Below are 26,044 nucleotides of genomic sequence, written 5' to 3' on the forward strand. Positions count from 1 at the left end.
GAAATCGTTACTCAGCGGCACTTGACGTCAGATTCCTGTGGTGGATTTTTCCCTTTCATTTGGAAAAAAACACCCGGCAGGATGCGTACCGAGAAAAATACGGCATACACCCAAGCCGGGTAAGGGATTAGAAAATAATATCAATGGCCTCTAGCACATCTTGCTCCTGTTCGGATTGCCCGTTCAGGGAAATATCCTTCAACAGCACCGAAGGCTGTTCGCAAATTTGGGTGATGATCACGAGCAGGTCCTGAGCGAAATTGTCGATCAGATTGCGCGTAAACAACTTGGTAGCATATTCAAACTGCCCGTTCATTCCCTCATCCAGCAACGAAATGACCAAGGTAAGATCAAATTGGGAAACCGTATGAGTTTCCGGATAAGATTCGATCTTGATATCCCCGAAGCTTTGAACGTTATCTTCCTTGGTTTCCAGAACAAACATGACATCGAATACAGGATTGCGGCTTTGATCTCGCGGCGCCTGCAGCTTTTTCACAAGCTCCTCGAACGGATAATCCTGGTGGTCGTAGGCCGCCAGCATCGTTTCTTTGACTTCATTCAAGTAAGCGAGGAACGTCTTCTCCCCGGACGGATAATGGCGAATCGCCAAAGTGTTGACAAACATCCCGATGAGCGGCTCCAGGTCGGCATGTGTGCGGCCCGAAACCGGCATGCCTACAATGAAGTCTTCTTGTCCCGAGTACTTGCTGAGCAGAATTGAATAGGCCGCCAATAACACCATATAAAGGGTGGTGCCGTTCTCATCGGCGATGCGCTGCAAGCTGTCGGTCATCTGCTTGTCGATGCTGAAAGGCAGCACATCTCCCTCAAAGCTGCGAGCGGCAGGTCTGACAAAGTCCGTAGGCAGTTCAAGCGTCGGCAGTTCGCCTTCCAGCACGTCCAGCCAGTAGGCTTCCTGACGTTTCAGCCGCTCTTTTACAGGTTCGGACTGCTGCCAAGCGGCGAATTCCTTGTATTGAATCCGAAGTGGTTCCAGAGTCTCGCCGTTATACAGGCGCAGCAGCTCTTCGACAAAGATGCCCATCGACATGCCATCCGTGACGATATGATGAATGTCCAGCATGAGCAGTTGCCGTTCCGCTTCCCATTCGACTAAGCCCACACGCAGCAGCGGCGGCCGCTCCAAATCAAAGACGCGTACAAAGCCGTCTACGATGCTCTTCGTTTCACTTTCCGTCGCTTTCGTATACTCGACGGCAAACTTCAAGTCCGGATAAATCCGTTGTACCGGTTCGCCGTCGACCATTTCGAAGCCGGTTCGCAAAATTTCGTGACGAGCTATCAATCCTTTGAGCGCCGCCTCGAATTGATTTCGTTCCAAGCGCCCGACGAGAACCGTCATGCCGGACATGTTGTAGCTAAGCTCGGCGCCTTCCATCTGCTGCTGGATGTACAGCCGTTTTTGCACGGAGGAAAGCGGATAGTAATCCCTCTCTTCCAGAACCGGAATGGAGAGGTGTTCCTGCCGCTCCAATTGGCTGATCGCTTCGGCCATCGCTTCGATGGTCGAGTGCCGGAACACATCGCGCAGCGGCAGGTCCACGCTCAGCTCCTTGTGCACCTTGCTGACCAGCGTCGTCGCCCGCAGGGAGTGCCCGCCGAGGTCGAAGAAGTTGTCCGTCACGCCAATCGTGACCGGCCCGAGCACGTCCTGCCAGATGGCGACCAGTTTCGCCTCCAGTTCGGTGCGCGGCGCCACGTATTCGCGGCCTGCGCTTGCTCCCCCTTCCGGCGCCGGCAGCGCCTTCCGGTCGATTTTCCCGTTCGGCGTCAGAGGCAGGCGCTCCAGCTCGACGAAGTACGACGGGATCATGTACCCCGGCAGCTCGCTGGCAATCGCCCGCTTCAGGTCCGCCGCCGTCAAGCCTTCTTCCGCTGTATAATAAGCGCACAAAGCTTTCTGACCTTCTTGATCTTCCCTGACGACGACGACCGCTTCCTTCACGCCACCTACACTCAGCAGCTGCGACTCGATCTCGCCCGTCTCGATCCGGTACCCCCGGATTTTCGCCTGGTTGTCGATCCGGCCGATGAAGTCCACGTTCCCGTCCTCCATCCACCGCGCCAAGTCGCCCGTGCGGTACAGCCGCTCGCCCGCGGCGAACGGGCTGTCTACAAACTTCTCTTCCGTCAGCTCCGGACGGTTCAAGTACCCGCGCGCCACTCCGACTCCGCCGATGACCAGCTCGCCCAGCACCCCGACCGGCACCGGGTTCAGATGCGCGTCCACGATGTAGAATTTCGCATTCAGCCACGCTTTGCCGATCGGCACATGGCCTGTCTGCGGCAGCTTCGTCAGCGGCTCGTCGTAGAAGCTGGAGTCGATCGCCGCTTCCGTCACGCCGTATGCGTTGATGATCCGGAACAACGAGCCGAAGCGTTCCTGCAAGGTCCGGTAATCCCCCACGCTGCAGCTGTCCGAGCTCGTGATCAACAGCTCCATCCAGCTCATATCCAGTTGCTGCTCGTGCACGTACTCCAGGAACGGCACGATCAGCGCCGGCGTCGATTCAAAGATGGTGACCCGTTCCCGCTCCATCCAGTGGTGCAGACGAGACGGATCGATCCGGTCGTCCTTCGGCACAATCACCATCGTGCCTCCGTTGTACAGCGTCCGCGCGATATCTCCCACGAACACGTCGAACGAGAAGCTGGCCAGCTGCAGCAGCCGCACCGGGAACTGATCCAACCGGTATTCCCGCCGGTAGCCCGCCGCCGTGTTCACCAGGCTGCGGTGCTCGATCATCACGCCCTTCGGCTTGCCCGTCGTTCCCGACGTATAAATCACGTACGCCAGATCCTCCGGACGGGCTTCATGGAAGCTGTCGGCATTCGTCCGCTCCTCGCTGTACGACGCTTCGTCGTCCAGGTACAGCACCGCCGCCAGCGCCAGCTCCTCTTCGCCGAGCCAAGCTTCAGCACGCTCTCGCAGCGGCGTTTGCGTCAGCAGCACCTTCGCTCCGCTGTCTTCAAGCATGAACCGCACGCGCTCCGCCGGATAATCCGGGTCGAGCGGCACATACGCCCCGCCCGCTTTCCAGACGGCCAGCACGGCCACCAGCAAGTCCACCGAACGCTCGGCGAGAATGCCGACGATCGCCTCCCGGCCGATGCCGCTTGCGCGCAGCATAGCCGCCAAGCGGTTCGCCCGCTCGTTCAGCTCCGCATACGTCAGCCGGTCGTTCTCGTACACGACGGCCGCCTCTTCCGGCGTGCGCTCTGCCTGTTCCTCAAACAGCCGGTGGAATGCGACTGCAGGAGCCGCTTCCGGCTGCGCCGGGTTAAACGCGCCGAGAATTTGCTCTTTTTCCGCCGCCGTCAAAATGCCCAGCTCGGCAATAGTCGCCGACGGTTTGCGGAGAATGGATTCAAGCAGCTGCAAGTAGTGAGCGGCCAATTTCTCCACCGTTTCGGTTTTATAAAGAGCAGTGGCGTATTCAAACAGATATTCCAAGCCTTCCTCGATCTCCGTGACGTCCAAGCTGAGATCGAATTTAGAAACAATTTCTTCGCTGGCATACGTCGACAAATGGAGTCCGGGAAGCTGGATTTCCAAATTCTCTGTATTCTGCAAAGCAAACATCGTATCGAACAGCGGATTGCGGCTTAAATCGCGAGCTACGTTCACCTTATCCACCAGTTCCTCAAACGGATAATTCTGATGTTCAAAAGCGCCCAGCGTCGTCTCCTTGATTTCCTTCAAGTAGTCAAGGAACGTTTTACCGGCAGCCGGATAACTGCGGATGGCCAGGGTATTGACGAACATCCCAATCAGCGGCTGAACGTCGCTGTGATTTCTGCCCGCAATCGGCGTACCGACCACCACGTCTTCTTGCCCTGTATACTTATGCAATAATATTGTATAACCAGCAAGCAGAACCATGTAAAGCGTTGCGCCGTTCTCGGCTGCAAGCCGTTTCAGACCCTCGCTTTTCTCGCTATCCATAAACAATTGCAGCGTGCGGCCCTCGTAGCTCTGCATAGCCGGGCGCGGATAGTCCGTCGGCAATTCCAAAACCGGCAGCTCTCCGCGGAACATGTCGAGCCAGTAGGCTTCCTGCTTGGCAAGCTGAGCTTTCTGCTCGTCCGATTGCTGCCATACCGCATAATCTTTGTACTGAATGCGGAGCGGCTCCAACTGCTCCCCGCTGTACAAGCGGACGAACTCTTCGATCAGTACGTCAATCGAAACGCCGTCGGATACGATATGATGCGTATCGAACATTAGAATGTGCCGGTCCGGCGCCAGTTCGGCAAGGCCTACCCGCAGAAGTGGCGGCTTCGCTAGATCAAACGGACGAACGAATTGGCGCACCGTTTCTTCCGCCTGCTCCCCGCTGATCTGCACATATTCCACCTGGAAGGCAGCTTCTTCGTAAATCCGCTGAACCGCTTCGCCTTTTACCATCTCAAAGCCGGTACGCAGCGTTTCATGACGAGCTACGAGCCCGCGGAACGCTTCTTCAAACCGCTGCCGGTCGAGCTTTCCTTCGAGCAGCATAGCTCCCGGTATGTTATAGCTCAGCTCGGCTCCTTCCAGCTGGTTCAAGATATAGAGACGTTTCTGAGCGGAAGAGAGCGAATAATACTCGCTAGGTTCCGCAGCCGGAATAGCTGTGAACGAGCCGATCTCCAGCCGCTCCATAGCCGCGGCCATTTCCTCAACCGTCGAGTAGCGGAATACGTCGCGAAGCGGGAATTCAACGCCTAGCTCCTTATGCATTTTGCTGACAAGCGTCGTCGCCCGCAGGGAGTGGCCGCCGATGTCGAAGAAGTTGTCCGTTACGCCTACCGCCTTCTCCCGAACAAGCACATCCTGCCAAATGGCGGCCAGCTTCGCCTCCAGTTCGGTGCGCGGCGCCACGTATTCGCGGCCTCCGCCTGCTCCCCCTTCCGGTGCCGGCAACGCCTTCCGGTCGATTTTCCCGTTCGGCGTCAGAGGCAGGCGCTCCAGCTCCACGAAGTACGACGGGATCATGTACCCCGGCAGCTCGCTGGCAATCGCCCGCTTCAGGTCCACCGCCGTCAAGCCTTCTTCCGCTGTATAATAAGCGCACAAAGCTTTCTGACCTTCTTGATCTTCCCTGACGACGACGACCGCTTCCTTCACGCCACCTACACTCAGCAGCTTCGCTTCGACTTCACCCGTCTCAATCCGGTACCCCCGGATTTTCGCCTGGTTATCGATCCGGCCGATGAAGTCCACGTTGCCGTCTTCCATCCACCGCGCCAAGTCTCCCGTGCGGTACAACCGCTCGCCCGCGGCGAACGGGCTGTCTACGAACTTCTCTTCCGTCAGCTCCGGACGGTTCAAGTACCCGCGCGCCACTCCGACTCCGCCGATGACCAGCTCGCCCAGCACCCCGACCGGCACCGGATTCAGGTGCGCATCCACGATGTAGAATTTCGCATTCAGCCACGCTTTGCCGATCGGCACATGGCCTGTCTGCGGCAGCTTCGCCAATTCCTCGTCGTAGAAGCTGGAGTCGATCGCCGCTTCCGTCACGCCGTAAGCATTGATGATCCGGAACAACGAGCCGAAGCGTTCCTGCAAGGTGCGATAATCCGCCACGCCGCAGCTGTCCGAGCTCGTGATCAACAGCTCCATCCAGCTCATATCCAGTTGCTGCTCGTGCACGTACTCCAGGAACGGCACGATCAGCGCCGGCGTCGATTCGAAGATGGTGACCCGTTCCCGCTCCATCCAGTGGTGCAGACGAGACGGATCGATCCGGTCGTCCTTCGGCACAATCACCATCGTGCCTCCGTTGTACCAGCGTCCGCGCGATATCTCCCACGAACACGTCGAACGAGAAGCTTGCGAGCTGCAGCAGCCGCACCGGGAACTGATCCAACCGGTATTCCCGCCGGTAGCCCGCCGCCGTGTTCACCAGGCTGCGGTGCTCGATCATCACGCCCTTCGGCTTGCCCGTCGTTCCCGACGTGTAGATCACGTACGCCAGGTCCTCTGGACGGGCTTCATGGAAGCTGTCGGCATTCGTCCGCTCCTCGCTGTACGAGGTTTCGTCGTCGAGGTACAGCACCGCCGCCAGCGCCAGCTCCTCTTCGCCGAGCCAGGCTTCGGCGCGCTCTCGCAGCGCCGTTTGCGTCAGCAGCACCTTCGCTCCGCTGTCTTCGAGCATGAACCGCACGCGCTCCGCCGGATAATCCGGGTCGAGCGGCACATACGCCCCGCCCGCTTTCCAGACGGCCAGCACGGCCACCAGCAAATCCACCGAACGCTCGGCGAGAATGCCGACGATCGTCTCCCGGCCGATGCCGCTTGCGCACAGCGTGGCCGCCAAGCGATTCGCCCGCTCGTTCAGCTCCGCATACGTCAGCCGGTCGTTCTCGTACACGACAGCTGCCGCTTCCGGCGTGCGTTCCGCCTGTTCCTCGAACAGCCGGTGGAACGCGGCCGCAGGAGCCGCTTCCGGCTGCGCCGGGTTAAACGCGCCGAGAATTTGCTCTTTTTCCGCCGCCGTCAAAAGCTCCAACTGATTCACGCGGATGTTCGGGTTAGCCGCAACCTTCTCCAGTGCCCGGGCAAAATGACCGTGGATCAGCCTGATGTCTTCCTCTCTGAACGTCAGCGCATTGTACGTAAACCGCAGCAAAATATGCTCTTCCGGAATGACGGTAATGTCCAGGTCGTAGTTCGTTTGCTCCGGCGAATGGATATTAGCGATTTTCAGCGCTTCTTTGTCTCCGCCGACGACCTGCTCAATCTGTTCTTCCATCGGATAATTTTCAAAGACCATGATATGGTTGATCAAGTCGCGCTTTTGCTCGCTCAGCGACTGAATCTCGAACAGCGGGAACGTTTCGTAAGCTCCCGATGCCAGCGCTTGGTCCTGGGTTTTTCTCAAGATATCGGCTACCGTCTCCTCGGCTTTGCCTTGAATACGGACCGGGATCGTATTAATAAACAGGCCGATCATGCTTTCGATGCCCGGAATTTCCGCCGGACGCCCGGATACGACGGAGCCGAATACAACATCCTCGCTGTTGTTGTATACCTGCAGAACCAGTCCCCATACGGTCTGCATGAACGTATTGAGCGTCACCTGCTGCTGGCGCGCCACCCGCCCGATTTGCCCGGTCAGTTCCTTGCTGAGTTCCACATCGATTTCAGCTGCTTCAAAAGCGCCCTGCTTCAGCTGCGTTTTCTCCTGGGGCAGCTTGGTCTGCTGATCGTAACCCGCCAAATACTCGGACCAGTAACGCGAAGCTTTCGCGGCATCTTGAGCTTCCAGCCATTCGATATACCGGGAGTACGAGGTAACCGGAGGAAGCTCCAGCGTCCGCTTCTCGTGGAACGCGAAGTAGGTGTCGAACACTTCCTTGATCATGAAGGACATGCACCAGCCGTCCATCAAAATGTGATGGTGACTCCAGATCACATGGTAGGACTCGTCGCCCGTGCGCAAAACTGTCACGCGCATAAGAGAGCCTCGGGCAAAATCGAACTTGTTCGCTTTATCCGCGCTGACAAAATCGGCTATCGTCTTCTCCGGGTCTTCATCGCTTACCGAGCGAATATCTTTGAAGTACACTTCACACTTCCGCTCGCGGAATACCACTTGAAGCGGCTCGTCTCTCCAGCCAGTAATAAAGTTGGTCCGCAGCGCCTCATTCCGCTGCACCAGCGTATCCAATCCTTGGGTGAAGGCTTCGACATTCAGGCTTCCGTACAGATCGAAGGTCACCTGTTCGAAGTAAGCTTCCGAATCGGCATCCAGCAGGCTGTGGAACAACATCCCTTTTTGCAGCGGAGTCAAGGTGTATACATTCTCCAGTTCGCCGAGCGCCGCCGTATGTTCGGACAGCCGCTCCAGTTCTTCCACCGTCACATCTTGAAGCAGTACGTCGCTAGGCGTAAGCTCCGGCCGCTCTTTCGATACGCAATGGCTGATGACTTCACGCAAGCTCGATTGAAGCAGGGTGCCCAGGCGCTCTACCGTTTCCCGTTTATACTGGGTTTCCCCATAACGGATCGTGAGTTCCAGCACTCCTTCCGACACCATACCGTTAATATCGAGGACAAAATCCATCACTGCATTCGGGCTTGAATCGGAGCCCGGGCTGAACGGAGACGGCTGCGAGTCGCTGCTTTCGTAATCCTGGTCGAACTGACCCAAATAGTTAAAGCTGATCTCCGGCTCCAAAGCGAAGCGCTCGCCGTCACGCGACGCCGACAAATAACGCAGGATGCCGTAGCCGATTCCTTTGTTCGGAATGCGGCGCAAGCTTTCCTTAACCTGTTTCACCTGATGACCGAGCGCCTGGGCGTGACCCAGCTCCAGAACGACAGGGAATTGGCTTGTAAACCAGCCTACTGTGCGCGTAATGTCCACATCCGGCAAAATATCTTCCCGGCCGTGGCCTTCGAGATTCACCAGCACGCGTTCCCGGCCGCTCCAAGCTTGTACCGCGAGGCCAAGCGCAGCAAGCAGCAAATCGTTCATTTCCGTATGGTAAGCACGGTGTGCCTGCTTCAGCAGCTGTTCGGTTTCCTCTGCCGTCCAGCGAACGGTCACGGGCCCGCTGTCCTTCAGCTTGGATCTGCCTTGTTCAAAATCCTTCGGAAGCGGCTCATAGGTCAATTGCTCGATATGTTGCCAATACTCTCTCTCGCTTTCCATCGCCGGACCGTTCGCATAATCAGCGAGCTGTTTCGCCCACGTTTGGAATGAATCCGTTTTGAGCGGCAGACGGATCGGCTGCCCTTGCAGCGCCTGCTCATAGCCGGCAGCAAAATCCTCAAGCAGAACCCGCCAGGATACGCCGTCTACGACCAAGTGATGGATCGCGATGAGCAGGTGGTCGCCGTCGTCGCAGCGGAACAAGCCGAGCTTCACCAGCGGACCGTTTTCCAGATCGATGCTCGCTTGAATGTCATTCGCCTTAGCCTCTACCGCTTCTTTCACGTCGCCGACTCCTTTGAAATCGACAACTTCCAGATCGAACAGCGCTTCGTTCTCCCCGGCGCCGCGGTTCCAGGCGGTATAGCCGTTCTCGGTTTGGCGGTAAACCGTACGGAGAGCATCGTGATGCACAACAAGCTGACGCACCGCTTGGCGTAAAGCTTCTTCGTCAAAGCCTTGCTTGGAGAACTGCATGAACGCCTGGTTGCTGTGATGCACGTCAGCCGGATTTTGTTCAAAGAACCAGCGCTGAATCGGGGTCAAGATGACCTCTCCCGTCACTTCGGCCTGGTTTGCCGTTCTCTCCGCCGTTTGCAGGTGCAAACTAAGGGCGGTAATCGTCGGGTAATAGAACAAATCTTTCATGACCAGCTTGTACCCCGTTTGCAAAAGACGGGACGATACCTGCAAGGCCTTGATCGAATCGCCGCCGAGCGCAAAGAAATTGTCCATCGTGCCGACCTGATCCACGCCCAGCACTGACTGCCAGACCGACGCAAGTGCCTGCTCGGCAGGAGTACGAGGCGCGGTGTATGCAACCTCGGCACGAATGCTTCCTTCCGGCACAGGCAGCGCTTTACGGTCGATCTTCCCGTTCGGCGTAAGCGGCATTTGATCCAGGCGCATGATGCGCGAAGGCACCATATGGGAAGGCAGCGCGGCGTCCAGATGGGCTACAAGCCCTTCCAGATCGAAGCTGGAATCCGCTACGACATACCCGCACAAATATTTCTGCCCCCGCTCATCCGTCCGGTCGATGACAAGCGCTTGACGCACGCCGGCAAAATTTTTCATGGCCGCTTCAATTTCACCAAGCTCGATCCGATAGCCGCGAATTTTAACCTGGTTGTCGATCCGGCCGATGAAGTCCACGTTGCCGTCTGGCATCCAGCGCGCCAGGTCGCCCGTCCGGTACAGCCGCTCCCCAGCGGCGAACGGGCTGTCTACGAATTTCTCCGCCGTCAAATCCTGGCGGTTCAAGTAACCGCGGGCCACACCCGCTCCGCCGATAACCAGCTCGCCCAACACCCCGATCGGCACCGGCTTCAGATTCGCATCCACGATGTAGAACTTGGCGTTCAGCCACGCTTTCCCGATCGGCACGCTGCCCGTCTTCGGCAGCTTCTCCAGCGGCTCGTCATAGAAGCTGGAGTCAATCGCCGCTTCCGTTACGCCATAGCTGTTAATAATACGGAACTGCGAGCCGAAGCGCTCCTGCAAGGTGCGGTAATCCGCTACGCTGCACGCATCCGAGCTTGAGATCAGCAGCTGCATCGAGCTGAGGTCCAGACCCTCGGCATGCACATGCTCCATGAACGGCACGATCAGCGCCGGAGTCGATTCGAACACCGTCACGGCGTAGTCGCGAATCCAGCCGTAGAGGCGGGTTGGATCAATCCGGTCGTCCTTCGGCACGATGACCATGGTGCCGCCGTTGTACAGCGTCCGCGCAATGTCCCCGACGAACACGTCGAACGAGAAGCTCGCGAGCTGCAGCAGCCGGATCGGGAACTGATCCAGGCGGTATTCCCGCCGGTAGCCCGCCGCCGTGTTCACCAGGCTGCGGTGCTCGATCATCACGCCCTTCGGCTTGCCCGTCGTACCGGAGGTGTAGATGACGTAAGCCAAATCGCGCGGCTTGTTCACATTCGCCGGATTCGATGCGAGATCCGCCGCTAGTACGTTCTTCTCGGCTTCTGCCGTGGCGGACATTTCGGCAGAAGCCGTTTCCGCTTGCGCCAAAGCCTCCGCCTCTGCGCCTGCTTCGCCCAAAGCTTGTACGCCCACAGCCGCTCCGAGGCTGTACGTCGCGGCGTCGTCAAGCGCAACCACCGTTTGCAGCACTAGAGCTCCGTCGCTGCGCCAAGCTTCCGCCTGCTCCAGCAGGCGGGTCTGCGTGAGCAGCACCGACGCCCCGCTGTCCGCGAGCATATACTCGATCCGCTCCGCCGGATAGTCCGGGTCGAGCGGCACATAAGCGCCGCCCGCTTTCCATACGGCGAGCACCCCGATCAACAGCTCCGCCGAACGGCCGGCCAAAATGCCGACCACCTGCTCCGGCTTCACCCCGCGCGCCCGCAGTGCATACGCCAGACGATTCGCTTTGGCGTTCAGCTCCGCATACGTCAGCTTGCTGTCTTCGTAGACAACCGCCAGCGCTCCCGGAGTGCGCTCCGCCTGCTCCTCGAACAGCTCGTGGAACGTTCTCTCTCTCCACGACTCATCCGCTTCCAAACCTGTACCCTCTGCGGCGGGTTGCTTCGCAAGAGCCGAAGACGACACGTCAAACCCGACCAGCAAATCATGCTTTTCGCTGTCCGTCAAGATATCCAAATCCGAAATCCGCGCACCCGGCTGAGCCAGGATCGACGCCAAAAGCTGCTCGTAATGACCCGCCAGCCGTTCCATCGTTTCCTGTCTAAACAACGAAGTAGCGTACTCAATCTTGCAAACCAGCTCGTTATCGGATTCCACGATATCAAGGCTAAGATCAAACTTTGCCGTCTTTTCCTCGATGTCGAACAGCGACCATTGCAAGCCTTCCAGGGTTAAATCCAAGCTTTCGTGCTTTTGCAAAGAAAACATGGTGTCAAACAGAGGATTCCGGCTTAAATCCCGGCTCACCTGAAGAGCTTCCACCAGCTCCTCGAACGGATAGTCCTGGTGCTCGTAGGCTCCAAGCGTCGTTTCCTTCACTTCCTGCAAGTAATCCAGGAACGTCCGCTCCGCCGCCGGACCCAAGCGAAGGGCCAGCGTATTGACGAACATACCGATAATCGGCTGCAGGTCGGCGTGAGAACGGGCGGCAATCGGAGTGCCGACCACTATATCTTCCTGTCCCGCGTATTTATGAAGCAATACGGAGTACGCAGCCAGCAGAAGCATGTACAGCGTTGCCCCCGAATCGCCGGCAAGCCGTTTGAGAGCTTCGCTTTTCTCCGCATCCAGCGTAAACGTGAGCGTTTGACCGTCAAACTGCTGAACGGCCGGGCGGGAGAAGTCGAGAGGCAGCTCAAGAACCGGAAGCTCGGAGCTGAATACCCCGCGCCAGTATTCCTCCTGCCGTTTGATGCGCTGGCGCTGCTCCTCGGATTGCTGCCAAACGGCGTAATCCTTGTATTGAATCCGCAGCTCCGGCAATTCTTCCCCATTGTAAAGCCGCACGAATTCGCGCAGCAGCACGTCCATGGAAAGGCCGTCGGAACCAATATGATGAATATCCAGTGCGAGCAGGAATTTCTCTTTCTCCAGTTCGATCAGCAGGGCGCGCAGCAAAGGCGGCTGGGTCAAGTCAAAAGGCTGAATGAAGCCTTCAAGAATGGCCGCAACCTGATCTTCGCTTGCTTGAAGCTTCTCGACCTTGAAAGCTACGAGCGGATGAATACGCTGAACCGGCTCCCCATTCACGATTTCAAAACCGGTGCGCAGCATATCGTGCCGGGCCACCAAAGTAGTCAGCGCCTTTTCCACTTTGACCTCGTTCAAAGCCCCTTCCAATTGCAAGGCGCTTGGGAGGTTGTAATTCAGCTCCGAGCTATCCAGCTGGTGCAGGACGTACAGCCTTTTTTGCGCGGAGGAAACCGGATAGTACGCTTTCTCTTCCGCTTTCGGAATCGAGCAGTGCCGCGTTTCTTCCAAGCTGGCAATAGCCCCGGCCATCGACTCTACCGTCGTATAGCGGAACACATCGCGCAGCGGAAGTTCGACGTTCATTTCCTTCTGAATCTTGCTGACAAGGTTCGTCGCCCGCAAGGAGTGACCTCCAAGCTCGAAGAAATTGTCCAGGACTCCAATGCCGGAGTAGCCCAGTACTTCCTCCCAGATCTTCACAAGCTGGGACTCCGTCCGGTTACGCGGCGCTACGTATTCGACGCCCGTTTGTATGCCGCCTTGCGGCTCCGGCAGCGCTTTGCGGTCCACTTTGCCGTTGGTCGTCAGCGGCATACGCTCCAACTGCACGAAGTACGACGGGATCATGTACCCCGGCATTCCCTGAGCCAGCGAGGTTCTCATTTCACTGACCGTCAGCGTCCGGTCCGCCACAAAGTAGGCGACAAGCGCCTTCTCGCCCCCGCCGTCCTGACGGGCGAGCACCACCGCTTCTTCCACGCCCTCGACGTTCAGCAGCTGCGTCTCGATTTCGTCCAGCTCGATCCGGTACCCGCGGATTTTCACCTGGTGGTCGATCCGGCCCAGGTATTCGATGTTGCCGTCCGGCAGCCATGCCGCCAAGTCGCCCGAGCGGTACAGTTTCTCCCCCTCCGCAAACGGGGAATCGACGAACTTCTCCGCCGTCAGATCCGGGCGGTTCAGATATCCTCTCGCAAGGCCTTCCCCGGCCACGTACATTTCGCCCGCTACGCCAATCGGCACAGGGCGGCGGTTTTCATCCAGGACATACACCCTCAGCGTCGGGATCGGCTTGCCGATATTGCTCTTCGCCGCCTCCATTTCGACCCACGTGATTTCCTTATACGTCACGTGAACTGTCGTCTCGGTAATGCCGTACATATTGATCAGCTTCGTCTCCGGGTACTTCGTCTTGTAGCCCTTGAGCAGCAGCGGACTCAGCGCTTCGCCCCCGAAGATGACGTTGCGAATCCGCAAATCGTGCGGATGGTCCGCCAAGACCTCACGCAGCAGCTGGTAGAAGTACGTTGGCGTCTGGTTCAAAATCGTGACCTGTTCGCGGCCCAGCAGCGCCAGGAAATCGGCCGGATTTTTCGCCGTGATCGGCGGTACGATGACCAGCTTGCCTCCGTACAGCAGCGCTCCGTACATTTCCCAGACGGAGAAATCGAAGCAGAACGAGTGGAACAGCGTCCACGTGTCGGACGGTCCGAAGTCGAACAGGTTCTTGTCGTTGAACAGGAGCCGCACGACGTTCTTATGCTCGATCAGCGTTCCTTTCGGTCTGCCGGTCGTTCCCGACGTGTAGATGACATATGCCAGGTTGCTCGGCCCGGAAATCGGCTCCAGGTTCGAAGCGTCCAGCGCACCTTCGGAGTCCGCCCCTCTGTCGCCCCAAACGAAATCGTCCAATTCGAGGCGCGTTCCTGCGAAATCGGTCTTCTCGTGCAGATGCTTTTGAATCAGCAATAACGGCGCGCCCGAATCCTCGATCATGAAGCGGATACGCTCCTCCGGGTAGTCGGGATCGACAGGCACGTATGCTCCGCCCGCTTTGAGAATCGCCAGAATGCCAACGACCATATCGAGCGAGCGTTCGGCCAGAATCGCTACCAGCTGGTCCGCCTCTACTCCCGTCTCCCGCAGCTTCCGCGCAAGGCGGTTGGATCGCTCGTTCAGCTCGCGGTAGGTCAGCTGGTGCTCGTTCATGACGGCGGCCACGTTGTCCGGGTAATGCTCCACCTGCTCTTCGAACAGGCCGTGAATCGTCTGCTGCCGCGGGTAGTCCGCCTCCGAATCGTTGAAACCGCGCACCAGCTCGTGGATTTCCTCCTCCGTGAGCATTTCCAGCGAGGCAATATCCCCGTCCGGCGCTGCTGCGATGGTTTCAAGCAGCTTGTCATAATGTCTGGCGAACCGCTCCGCGGTCTCCTGTTTATACAAAGCCGTAGCGTACTCCAACCGACATTCGAGCTGACCGTCCAGCTCCGAAATGTCCAGGAGCAGCTCGAACTTGGATGTTCGGTTTTCCAGCGGATAAAATGATTGCTCCAGCCCCTCGATGACAATTTGCTCGTTCTCCGTATTTTGCAGGGAGAAGAACGTGTCAAAGAGCGGATTCCGGCCGGTCGCGCGCGGAATGTGAAGACTTTCCACCAAGTCTTCGAACAAATAATTTTGGTGTTCGAAAGCCCCGAGCGTGATGTCCTTGATTTCTTCCAGGTACGAAAGGTACGGCTTGGAACGCTCCGGACGGCTGCGAATGGCCAGCGTGTTGATAAACATCCCTACGATCGGCTGCACTTCTTCCTGCGTTCTTCCGGCAATCGGCGTTCCTACGATCAGATCTTCCTGACCCGAATATTTATGCATAAGGATGGTGTAAGCCGACAGCAGCACCATGTACAGGGTCGTCCCTGTCCGTGCCGCCAGCTCTTTCAGCTTCTCCGTCCGATCTTTCTCGATATAAAACTTCACGGTTCGGCCGTCAAAGCTTTGCACCGCAGGCCGCGGGAAGTCCGTCGGTAGCTCCAAGACCGGCAGCTCGCCCGACAGCTGTTCCAGCCAATACTCCTTCTGCGGCTGGAGCATCTGCCCGTAAGCTTCGGAATGCTGCCAAACGGAATAATCTTTGTATTGAATGCGCAGCGGGGTCAGCTCCTCGCCCCGATACAGGCGGCTGAACTCGTCGAAGAGCAGCGCTGTCGAAATGCCGTCCGAGACGATATGGTGCATATCGAACAGCAGAATGTGGCGATCCTCGGCGACTTCGATCAGGCCGATGCGGAGAAGTGGCGGCTTGGTCAGATCAAACGGGTGATAGTAAGCTTCTACCACTTGCTCCACTTCCCGCTCGCTCGCTTGGAAATAATCCACAGCAAACTCCACCTCGTCATAGATGCGCTGGACAAGCTCGCCTTGAACCTGCTCGATCCCGGTACGCAGCGTCTCATGGCGCTGAATCAGCGCCCGGAACGCATGCTCGACGCGCGTGCAGTCCAGCTTGCCTTCGAGAAGAAGCGCCGCCGACATATTATAGCTGCGCTCAGCCCCGTCAAGCTGGCGCAAGACGTACAGGCGCTTTTGCTCGGATGAAACCGGATAGTACTCGGCCTCAGCCGCCTTTGTAATCTCATAGGTCTCCTGCTGCCTTAAACCGCCGATTCTTTGGGCCAGCTGTTCGATCGTGGTGTAGCGGAAAACTTCCCGCAGCGGAACCTCGACTTGCAGCTCTTTCCGAATCTTGGAAACCAGCGTGGAGGCCCGCAAGGAATGACCACCCAAGTCAAAGAAATCGCCTTGGACTCCAACTCGCGCAATACCCAGCACCTGCTGCCAAATGAGAGCAAGTCTTGTTTCCAGCGTTGTGCGAGGAGCCACATACTCACGGCCTGCTTCTACCTCTCCGGTCGGTTCAGGCAGCGCTTTACGGTCAATTTTGCCGTTCGGCGTGAGCGGGAGCTTATCAAGAGACACCAGCCGGGCCGGGACCATATGGGCCGGCAGCTCTTGCTTCAATTGGGACAGCAGATCGCTCAGCTGCACGGAAGCATCCGCCGCCACGTAGCCGCACAAATACTTTTGCCCCTGCTCATCCGTACGGTCGGTCACCACAGCCTGCTTGACGCCCGGGAAACGCAGCAGGGCCGTTTCAATTTCGCCGAGTTCGATCCGGAACCCGCGAATTTTCACCTGATAGTCGATCCGGCCGATGAAGTCGACGTTGCCGTCTTCCAGCCAGCGGGCCAAATCGCCTGTCCGGTACAGACGTTCGCCCGGCACAAACGGGCTGTCCGCAAACTTCTCGGCGGTTAGGTCCGGACGGTTCCAGTACCCGCGCGCCACCCCGGCGCCGCCGATGACAAGCTCGCCCGGAATCCCTACAGGAACCGGCTTTAACGCGGCATCGACAATGTAAAACCGGGCGTTCAGCCAAGCTTTGCCGATCGGCACATGACCCGACGACGGCAGCTTATCCAGCGGCTCACCGTAAAAGCTGCTGTCAATGGCTGCTTCGGTAACTCCATAGCTGTTGATGATGCGGAATTGTCCGCCGAATCTTTCCTGCAGCAATCGGTAATCGGTGACACTGCAAGCATCCGAGCTGGTAATCAGCAACTGCATGGAGCTAACGTCCAGCCCTTCTTCATAAATATGCTGCATGAACGGCAGGATGAGCGCAGGCGTCGATTCGAATACCGTAATGTTGTGGTTCCGAATCCAGCCGTATAAGAGGTTCGGATCAATCCGGTCATCCTTCGGCACAATCACCATCGTGCCTCCGTTATACAGCGTCCGCGCGATGTCTCCGACGAACACGTCAAACGAGAAGCTGGCCAACTGCAGCAGCCGCACCGGAAACTGATCCAACCGGTACTCGCGACGGTACGCATCCGCCGTATTAACGAGACTGCCGTGCTCGATCATGACGCCTTTCGGGCGTCCCGTCGTACCCGAGGTGTAAATCACATAAGCCAAGTCTTGCGGGGCGCTGTTGGCAGATTCAAATTCCACGGCTAAGGCATCCCCGTTATAAATCTGTTCATCGTCCATGGCATAGACAGCTTGAAGCTTCAGCCGGTCATCGGCCAACCAACCTCCGGCCCGCTCCAACAGATGACGCTGCGTAAGCAGCACCGATGCATCGCTATCGCTGAGCATGTACTCAATCCGCTCCGCCGGATAATCGGGGTCCAGTGGTACATAGGCTCCGCCGGCTTTCCAAACGGCGAGCACCCCAACCAGCAGTTCCACCGAACGCTCCGCCCAGATCCCCGTAATCGTCTCCCTTCCCACGCCCTGTTCGCGAAGGAGAGAAGCCAGTCGCTCGGCGCGTTCGTTCAATTCGCCGTAGGTCAGCTGTTTGTCCATGTAGACGACTGCCGGATGATCTGGAATTTCCCGAGCAAATTTTTCAACATACCGATGAAACGCTTCTCCCTCGCTCAGCCCTGCCACCGGCGGGTTAAAAACGCCCAGAATGCGGTGTCTCTCCTCATCGCTCAGCAGAGAAATCTCGCGTACCGGCAGTTCGGGAGTCTGAAGAAACTGATCCAGAACGGTTACATACTGTTCCATAATCCGATCAATCTCGGCCGTCTCGAACAAGCCGGTACGATAGGAAGCATGGAGAATGACATGGCCTTCATTCAGCATATGGTCGAAGCGCAGCAGCAAATCGTCCATCTCGTGCCTAGCGAAGTGGGCCTCCAGGCGTACCTTGATTTCTTCGTACTCCACGATTTTCAAAGGCAGATATTCCAGAGACGTGCGGAACAGCCCCGAAAGATCGTTGCGGCCGTGTTGTTCGCGCAAATCCTGGATCAATTGGTTATAAGGGTATTTCTGATACCGCAGATCCGCCGTATTTTCCTTGGAAACCGTTTGGATCAAGGAAAGCACGTGTCTGTCTGGATTCAGACGAATCCGCGTAGCCACGGTGCTGACGAACATGCCGATCGTTTCTTTTTCCTTCTTGCTGGTGCGATTGGCGAAAACCGTGCCGACCGGAACATCGGTGCTGTCGGTCAGCTTGTACAATAAGGCGTACATGGCGGACAGAAATAACGTATATAAGCTGACCTGATATTGTTCGCTGAAGGCCAGAATGCGTTCATACCGGGAACCATCCAAAGTGATGGACAGTTTATTGGATTCGCTGCCGATCGAGAATGGCGGATACGATTTAATGCCGGTCGTTTCAGGCAAAGTGTTGTACTTCGTCAGCCAGTATTCCTTGCCTTTCTGATAACGCTGCGATTGCTCATATTCACGCTCCGCGGAAATATAATCTAGATAGGAAGGGGGCTGGTAACTGCTGGAGATGCCTTTGCGCAGTTCCAGGTATTTTTCCATCACCGCATGCAGCAAAGCATTGACGGACAAGCCGTCGGCGATAATATGGTTTACCGTCAAATTGAGCCATACTTGGCCGTTCGCAAAATGAATAATCGTAAATTCGTAGAGGTGTTCGTCGAACACGCTGGCCGGTTTTTCGCTTACTTCCTTCACCCAAGCATAGAATTGTTCGATTGTGCCTATTTCGAGGCGGCTTATCCTAGCTTGGACATTCTCCGGCTCTTCGAACCACTGCGTTGGATTTTGCAAATCCCCGCTAATGCGGATTCGGAAAACGTCATAGGTTTTGACGATCTCTGCCGCCGCTTGCTTCAGAAGCTGTGTGTTGATCTCGCCCGTAATCTGGTAGGTCGCGGAAAGCATCGTGATGGACGTTCCCGGATTCATAATTTCCATGAACCATATTCGGCGCTGGGCTTGCGTTAATCCATATTGCTCGTTGGTATTCTCTGTCACATCGACACACTCCCGGTTTAGAGATTCTTTATAGATAGGCTTTGTACCTAGATGTCACTTAGTCACTCTTAGAAGAACCGCGCAGGCCATTCCCGGAACGGCTCCATCGGACTCTTCCTCATTTTTCGTGTCTACGTTTTCTGGTAACTACCGGTTATAAAGTCATACCTTGGATTACTAAAAGACTCTGTCGCATTCGCGAGCAAGAAGCCGCCCGCCGTAAAGCGGATCTAGCCGTACAGCCGGGCGTAAAAACCTCCGAGCGCCAGCAGGTCCTGATGGCGGCCCCGCTCGACGACCGTCCCTTGGTTCATGACGGTAATCAAATCCGCATGTTCCACGGTGCTGAGTCGGTGGGCGATCAGAATGGTGGTGCGCCCCTTCATCAATACGTTCAAGGCCTGCTGTACCCAATGCTGGGATTCGTTATCCAGCGCGGAAGTCGCTTCGTCCAGCAGCAGAATCGGGGCGTTTTTGAGAATCGCCCGTGCGATCGCAATTCGCTGCCTTTGTCCGCCCGACAACGACGCTCCTCTCTCTCCCACCGGCGTTTTATACTGTTCAGGAAGTTCCTGAATGAAATGGTGAGCGTACGCCGCTTTGGCCGCTTCGATCACTTCTTCATCCGTTGCATCCGGGTTGCCGTAGCGGATGTTTTCCTCAATCGTGCCGGTAAACAAGAATGGCTCCTGCGGAACGTATGCAATCTGCCTGCGGATTTCTTCCAGCGTGTAATGGCCGAACGGTTTGCCTTGGAGCAGGATTTCTCCGCTGTCCACAGGATAAAAGCCGAGCAGCAGCTTGATCAGCGTACTTTTGCCGCTGCCGCTGGTCCCCACGATAGCGGCGACCTGGCCGGGAAACACCTGCATGGAGATGTCGACAAGCACCTTTTTATCCGCCTGATAGGAAAATTCCACATCGCGAAACTCCACCGCAGCCTCCGACACGAGCTCGCTGTGAGGAGATCCCAAACGCTCCGGTTCCTCTTCCTCTCTTAGTACCTCTTGAATCCGATGAGCGCCCGCGAGCGAATTTTGGGTCATCGACAGAACCATCCCCAAGTTCAACAAGGCATGCGTCAGATTCACTTGCAGAACCGCCAGGGCGGCGACGCTTCCCATTCCCATCAGTCCGTAGGCATAAAGAAGACTGCCGATGACGATGATGCCGCAGAACGTGACGTAGCTGATAAAATGATTCACCGCAGCCTGCATGCCATTCTTCTGCGCGGTTTGCCGAAGCGTCTGCGTCATTTGTTCGTTCAACGCCTCGTACTGGCCGTAAATCGTGCGGATGCGGAACAGCTTCACAATTTGAATGCCGCCCATAAAATCTTTGAATTTTTCGGTCATTTTACCGAGCGTTAGCAAGCCTTGTTCGGACAAGGCGCGAATATCCCGCGCAAATTTCAGGCTGACCACGGAGGACAGCAGCAGAATGACGAAGGATACGCCGGCAAACCGCCAATCGATCAACACCATGGAGACAATGGAGCCGATGCAAAAGACAACTTGAAGCAGCAAAACGAAGTAAACCTGCGAGAATGTAAACTCAACGGTCGTTACGTCGTTGTTCACCCGCGACAGCAAGTCCCCATGGTGCGTCTGCTCCAGGAATCTCGGCCGCACCCGGCACAGCTTGTCATAAAGACGTTCGCGGATATTCAGCACAGTCAGCTCGACACTGCGCTGGTTTAAGTAAATGAACCAGGGAGAAATCACATTTTCCAGGAACAAGACCGCGCCCAAAATAATAAAGGCTTCCACCATCAGGGACGTATCTCGGGACACGGCGAAATCAACCAAGTTATGTACGACCAAGCTGAAGGCGATCAGGAACAATGTCTGGGTGAGCGCCGTCACGGCCAGGCCAATGGCGTACTGGGTTTTGCGCTTGCGGTTCATAAACATCAGCAAGTAGCCGAGTTCTTTCACTTGCGAGAGCCATCCGCCCTTTTTCATGTGTACGCCACCTCCCTGCGTTCGGCAGACTCAGTAAATTCCTGATAGTACGACTGGGCGTACAGTCCCTTCATCTTCAACAATTGTTCATGAGTGCCCTTTTCAACAATACTCCCCTGTTCCATGACCCAAATTTCGTCGGCGTTTTGTACTGTAGAAAGCCGGTGGGCAATAACCATCGTCGTTCTCTGCTTCATCAATACGCCCAGCGCTTCCTGAACCGCGCTTTCCGACTCCGGATCAAGAGCCGACGTTGGCTCGTCCAGCAGCAGAACGGGAGCATCCTTCAGAAAAGCCCGGGCCATTGCAATGCGCTGGCGCTGCCCGCCGGACAAAAAGCCTCCGCGCTCTCCGACATACGTCTGGTAGCCGTCGGGCAGCTGCATAATGAAGGAATGCGCCTGAGCGGCTTTGGCGGCTTCGATAATCTCGTCCATCGACGCTACTTCCCGCCCGTAGCCGATATTTTCAGCGATCGTGCCGCTAAACAAATATGAATCCTGGGTTACCACGGAAAAATGCGACCGAAGCTGCTCCGGATCGGCGCCGCGGATCAGGCTGCCGAACACGCGGATCTCGCCCTGGTCCTCCGGAAGCGGATAAAAGCCGTATACAAGCTTAAACACCGTGCTCTTCCCTCCGCCACTCGCTCCGACAAGCGCGATCGTCTTCCCTTCCGGCACCGAGAAGCTAACATTCCGCAGGATCGGGGATCTCTCCTCATACCCGAAGGTTACGTTCTGAAACTCGATGGGGGCGGCGCTCGCTTTCGGAAGCGAACGGCCATTTTCCGTTTCGGTCGGCTGCTCGACGATTTCGGAGACCCTTCTCAGGGCACCGGCCATTTCGAACGTCCGCGTGATGAGCTCGGGAATATGCTCCAGCGGCTCCAGACACAGATTCAGCAAGTACAGGAAGGCGATCAGCTCCCCCGCGCCTAGCTGCCCTTTGTAGATCAAATAGCTTCCGTAACTGACGGCGAAAATGATCGGGCTGATCATCAGCGTGGAAAGCAGCGGGTTGACCCAGGCTTCCCGCTTTTTCACGGCCAGCTTTTTTTGAGCCGTCAATTGCAGCAGCACTTGGTAGGAGCGAGATAACATGCCGGATAGCAGGTAGCTTTTTACAATAGGCATACCTCCAAGTGTATCCTGGAGGTTGACGTTCATTCGGCCCATGTTCGCCTGGGCTTCCTCCGTCAACCGCTCCAACTGCTTGCCGATCCATTGGGAAACCAGCAGCGCTACGGGAAATAACAGCAGGCTGTACAGCATCAGCTCCCATTGGAGGTAGATCAAATAAGTGAAACAGCCGATGAACAACAGCGGATGATAAAACCACTGGGCGAGGTCCCGAATCATAAACTGCTGGATGAGCTGCAGGTCGTTGTTGATCCGCGACAATACGTCGCCGGAGTGCTGCTTTTCCAAATAGGAGACCGGGAGTTTGCCGATATGACGCATGACATGGTTGCGGATATCCTGCACCGCAGAGGCGCTGCTTCGCTCCACGCCGAAGCTCATGAAAAACTTCGCCGGCACACCGATCAAGATGACCACAAAGACCGTGTACACGATTTGCAGAACGATTGGCCCCGCCCCCTTCTCGGCCTGGGTGGTCAGCTGCTCGATCAAACTTCCCGTCCATATCTCAATAACGGCGGCGGCAATCGCGGACAAGACACCGACGATCATCCAGCCTTTGTGACGGCTTACATAGGACATCAACCAGCGGAACGCTTTCCAGGCGGCGTAAGCGGTTTGACGCTTGGAAGGCGCCGCTGTGCCTTGTTCTAGAACAGACGGCTGGCGGTCAGCTTCCATGCAGTACCCCGGCCTCCGCTTCGATCTGCCGCTTGACTTGCTCTAAGATGTCCCGGATGACGACGGCCGTTTCTTCCACGCGCGCGAGTTCCAGCAATTCCTCGTGCGCACCCTCCAGCCGGTAATCGGCGTAAGCTTGCGTCGTTGCCCCCCGCCAGGAAGGCAATTGGTGCTCCAGGCGGAACGCTTCGCTGTCCTTCGCAATCAGTTCGTAAATCCGGGCCGGGATCGTGCCGGAATTAATAAGCTGCGCTTCGTACGCCAAGGTCGCTTTGACCTTCCGATGAACCCGCTCCCGCACGAGCGGGTTGCTCATTAATTCCTTCTCTTCTTCGTCGAAATCGGCAAGCATTTCTTCAAGCTCTTTCTCCGACGTTTCGGAAGACGTCAGCGTGTCCTTAATCCACGAGTCCACCATGAGCACGTCCGTTACGGAATAGCCTCTTTTCTCCATCGTTTTGGCTACCTCGAACGTCAGGTTGCCTCCAAAGCAGTAGCCGAGCAGCACGTAAGGTCCTTCCGGCTGGATGCGGACGATCTCGTCCACATAACGGTTCAGCATGGCCTCGTAATCGACGGCATCGTCGATAAAATCAATGCCGTAGAGCACGAACCCGCCGTCGAGCCTGCTTGCAAGCTCTCGATAACCGATGCCAAAGCCGCTGCCCGGAGGGAAGCAGAACACGTTCAGATCTCCTGCTTTATTCAACTTAATGAAGGAGTCTCCCCCTTTATCCAGGCCCTGATCCCCCTCTCCGAAAGCCATGGCCTCAACGGTTACATGATGGAATTGGCGGTTCAGCGGTATCTCAATGCCCGTTTCATCGTAAACGGCTTGAACGAGCCTCATCAGACTTAACGAATTGCCACCCAACTCAAAAAAGTTATCCTTTACGCCGACCTGCGGAACGCCAAGCGTATCCTGCCAGACGCGGGCGATCTTCATTTCGAGCAGCGTTCTCGGCGCGACATATTCCGTTCCTCCGTCCGCGGCTTCCTCCGGCGCGGGCAGCGCTTTGCGGTCGATTTTCCCGTTCGGGGTCAGCGGCATCCGCGAAAGCTGCACGAGGTACGAAGGAATCATATAACCCGGAAGCTGCTTGGCGAGCTCCTCTTTGAGTTCATTCGCCGCCAGCCTCGTTTCTGCGACGTAATAAGCGACAAGTTGCTTATGGCCGTTCGCGTCGTCGCAGTCGAGCACCTTGGCTTCTTGCACGGCGGCGATCTTCAGCAGCTGCGTCTCGATTTCGTCCAGCTCGATCCGGTACCCGCGGATTTTCACCTGGTGGTCGATCCGGCCCAGGTATTCGATGTTGCCGTCCGGCAGCCAAGCCGCCAAGTCACCCGAGCGGTACAGTTTCTCCCCCTCCGCAAACGGGGAATCGACGAACTTCTCCGCCGTCAGATCCGGACGGTTCAGGTATCCTCTCGCAAGGCCTTCCCCGGCCACGTACATTTCGCCCGCTACGCCAATCGGCACAGGGCGGCGGTTTTCATCAAGGATGTACACCCTCAGCGTCGGGATCGGCTTGCCGATATTACTCTTCGCCGCCTCCATTTCGACCCACGTGATTTCCTTATATGTCACGTGAACCGTCGTCTCGGTAATGCCGTACATATTGATCAGCTTCGTCTCCGGGTACTTCGTCTTGAAGCCCTTGAGCAGCAGCGGACTCAGCGCTTCGCCCCCAAAGATGACGTTGCGAATCCGCAGATCGTACGGATGGTCCGCCAAGACCTTACGCAGCAGCTGGTAGAAGTACGTTGGCGTCTGGTTCAAAATCGTGACCTGTTCGCGGCCCAGCAGCGCCAGGAAATCGGCCGGATTTTTCGCCGTCAGCGGCGGTACGATGACCAGCTTGCCTCCGTTCAGCAGCGCTCCGTACATTTCCCAGACAGAGAAATCGAAGCAGAACGAGTGGAACAGCGTCCACGTGTCGGACGGCCCAAAGTCGAACAGGTTCTTGTCGTTGAACAGGAGGCGCACGACGTTCTTATGCTCGATCAGCGTTCCTTTCGGTCTGCCGGTCGTTCCCGACGTGTAGATGACATATGCCAGGTTGCCCGGCCCGGAAATCGGCTCCAGGTTCGAAGCGTCCAGCGCATCGGCGGAGTCCGCCCCTCTGTCGCCCCAAACGAAATCGTCCAATTCGAGGCGCGTTCCTGCGAAGTCGGTCTTCTCATGCAGATGCTTCTGAATCAGCAATAACGGCGCGCCCGAATCCTCAATCATGAAGCGGATGCGCTCCTCCGGGTAGTCGGGATCGACAGGCACGTAGGCTCCGCCCGCTTTGAGAATCGCCAGAATGCCGACGACCATATCGAGCGAGCGTTCGGCCAGAATCGCTACCAGCTGATCCGCTTCTACTCCCGTCTTTCGCAGCTTCCGCGCAAGGCGGTTGGATCGCTCGTTCAGCTCGCGGTAGGTCAGCTGCCGCTCGTTCATGACGGCGGCCACGTTGTCCGGGTAAAGCTCCGCCTGTTCTTCGAACAAGCCGTAAATCGTTTTCCCCCGCTCGAACCCGGTTTCGGTGTCATTAAATCGCTTCAGCAGCGTCTCCCTCTCGTCTGGGGACAGCACATCGGCTTGTCCGAGCTCCAGATCCGGCTGAAATAAAAGCACGGACAGCAGCCGAACAAGATGGTCGGCCGCCTGGTCCACAAATGCCCGCTCGTACCGCTGCCCGTCAAAGCTTATTTCCAGCTCAATGGAGTGGTTTTGACGGTCGAAGCGAAAAACTGTATCGGCCGCCACCCGGTTACCCAGCGGTTCCGGATGAATCGGGGCGAAGGATGCGACGGTGTTGACGACCGGGAGGCCGTCCCCCGTATAGTCCAGATGGAGCGGCTCCACCATTTTCCGAAAAGGCAGGTGCTGATGCTCCAGCGCCTCGCCGATGGAAGCTTTGATGCCCCCGAGCAGCGTTTTCAGCGTAGTCTGGCGGCTTACGGACGTCTTGATCACCAAGATGTCATGCGGCGGCGGAGTCCCGTCGGGGTCTGCGCTATAAGAAGGCATGCCGACCAGCACTTGGTCCCGCCCGGTATATTTGAACAGCAGGCTTTTTACTCCTGCCAAAACAATCATGTACAAAGCCAAATCCGAACCGTTGGCGAGGCAAATGATTCTCTCCGAGAGTTCGCTCGGCAGAGTACGGTGAAGCAAACCCGGCTCGGCCACAGCTTCCCCGTCGGCGTATAATTTGGAGGATTGACTGTAGGGAAGGAAGCTCAGGCTGTCATCGGCGTCAAACTTGCCGCTCCAGTACCGTTCTTCCTTTTCAAACAAAGATTTCATTTGTACCTCCCCTAAAAATGAAGTGACCGCATGCCCCGGCGCAGGTCCGAAAAAGCATGCTTT

Annotated in this window: 3 protein-coding genes and 1 pseudogene; all 4 read right to left on the minus strand. The window is 56.9% G+C overall.

Annotation, left to right across the window (positions count from 1 at the left end; genetic code table 11):
* Window positions 1–127: 127 nt before the first annotated feature.
* The 4 genes and pseudogenes from MHH57_RS21830 to MHH57_RS21845 all read right to left on the minus strand — a co-directional run bounded on the left by MHH57_RS21830 (window position 128) and on the right by MHH57_RS21845 (window position 25,981).
* Window positions 128–18,896, minus strand: a pseudogene (locus MHH57_RS21830) (non-ribosomal peptide synthase/polyketide synthase).
* 230 nt (window positions 18,897–19,126) lie between these two features.
* Window positions 19,127–20,860, minus strand: coding sequence for an ABC transporter ATP-binding protein (locus tag MHH57_RS21835; protein WP_029517531.1), 1,734 nt, complete (start codon window positions 20,858–20,860; stop codon window positions 19,127–19,129).
* Window positions 20,857–22,683, minus strand: coding sequence for an ABC transporter ATP-binding protein (locus MHH57_RS21840; protein ID WP_342434512.1), 1,827 nt, complete (start codon window positions 22,681–22,683; stop codon window positions 20,857–20,859). Before MHH57_RS21840 ends, MHH57_RS21835 begins: the two co-directional genes overlap by 4 nt.
* Complete coding sequence (locus tag MHH57_RS21845; RefSeq protein ID WP_342434513.1) at window positions 22,673–25,981, minus strand: amino acid adenylation domain-containing protein; 3,309 nt, start codon at window positions 25,979–25,981, stop codon at window positions 22,673–22,675. Before MHH57_RS21845 ends, MHH57_RS21840 begins: the two co-directional genes overlap by 11 nt.
* Window positions 25,982–26,044: the final 63 nt, after the last annotated feature.

It is taken from the genome of Paenibacillus sp. FSL H7-0442 (genome assembly GCF_038593105.1).
In the GTDB taxonomy this organism is placed as follows: domain Bacteria; phylum Bacillota; class Bacilli; order Paenibacillales; family Paenibacillaceae; genus Paenibacillus; species Paenibacillus polymyxa_D.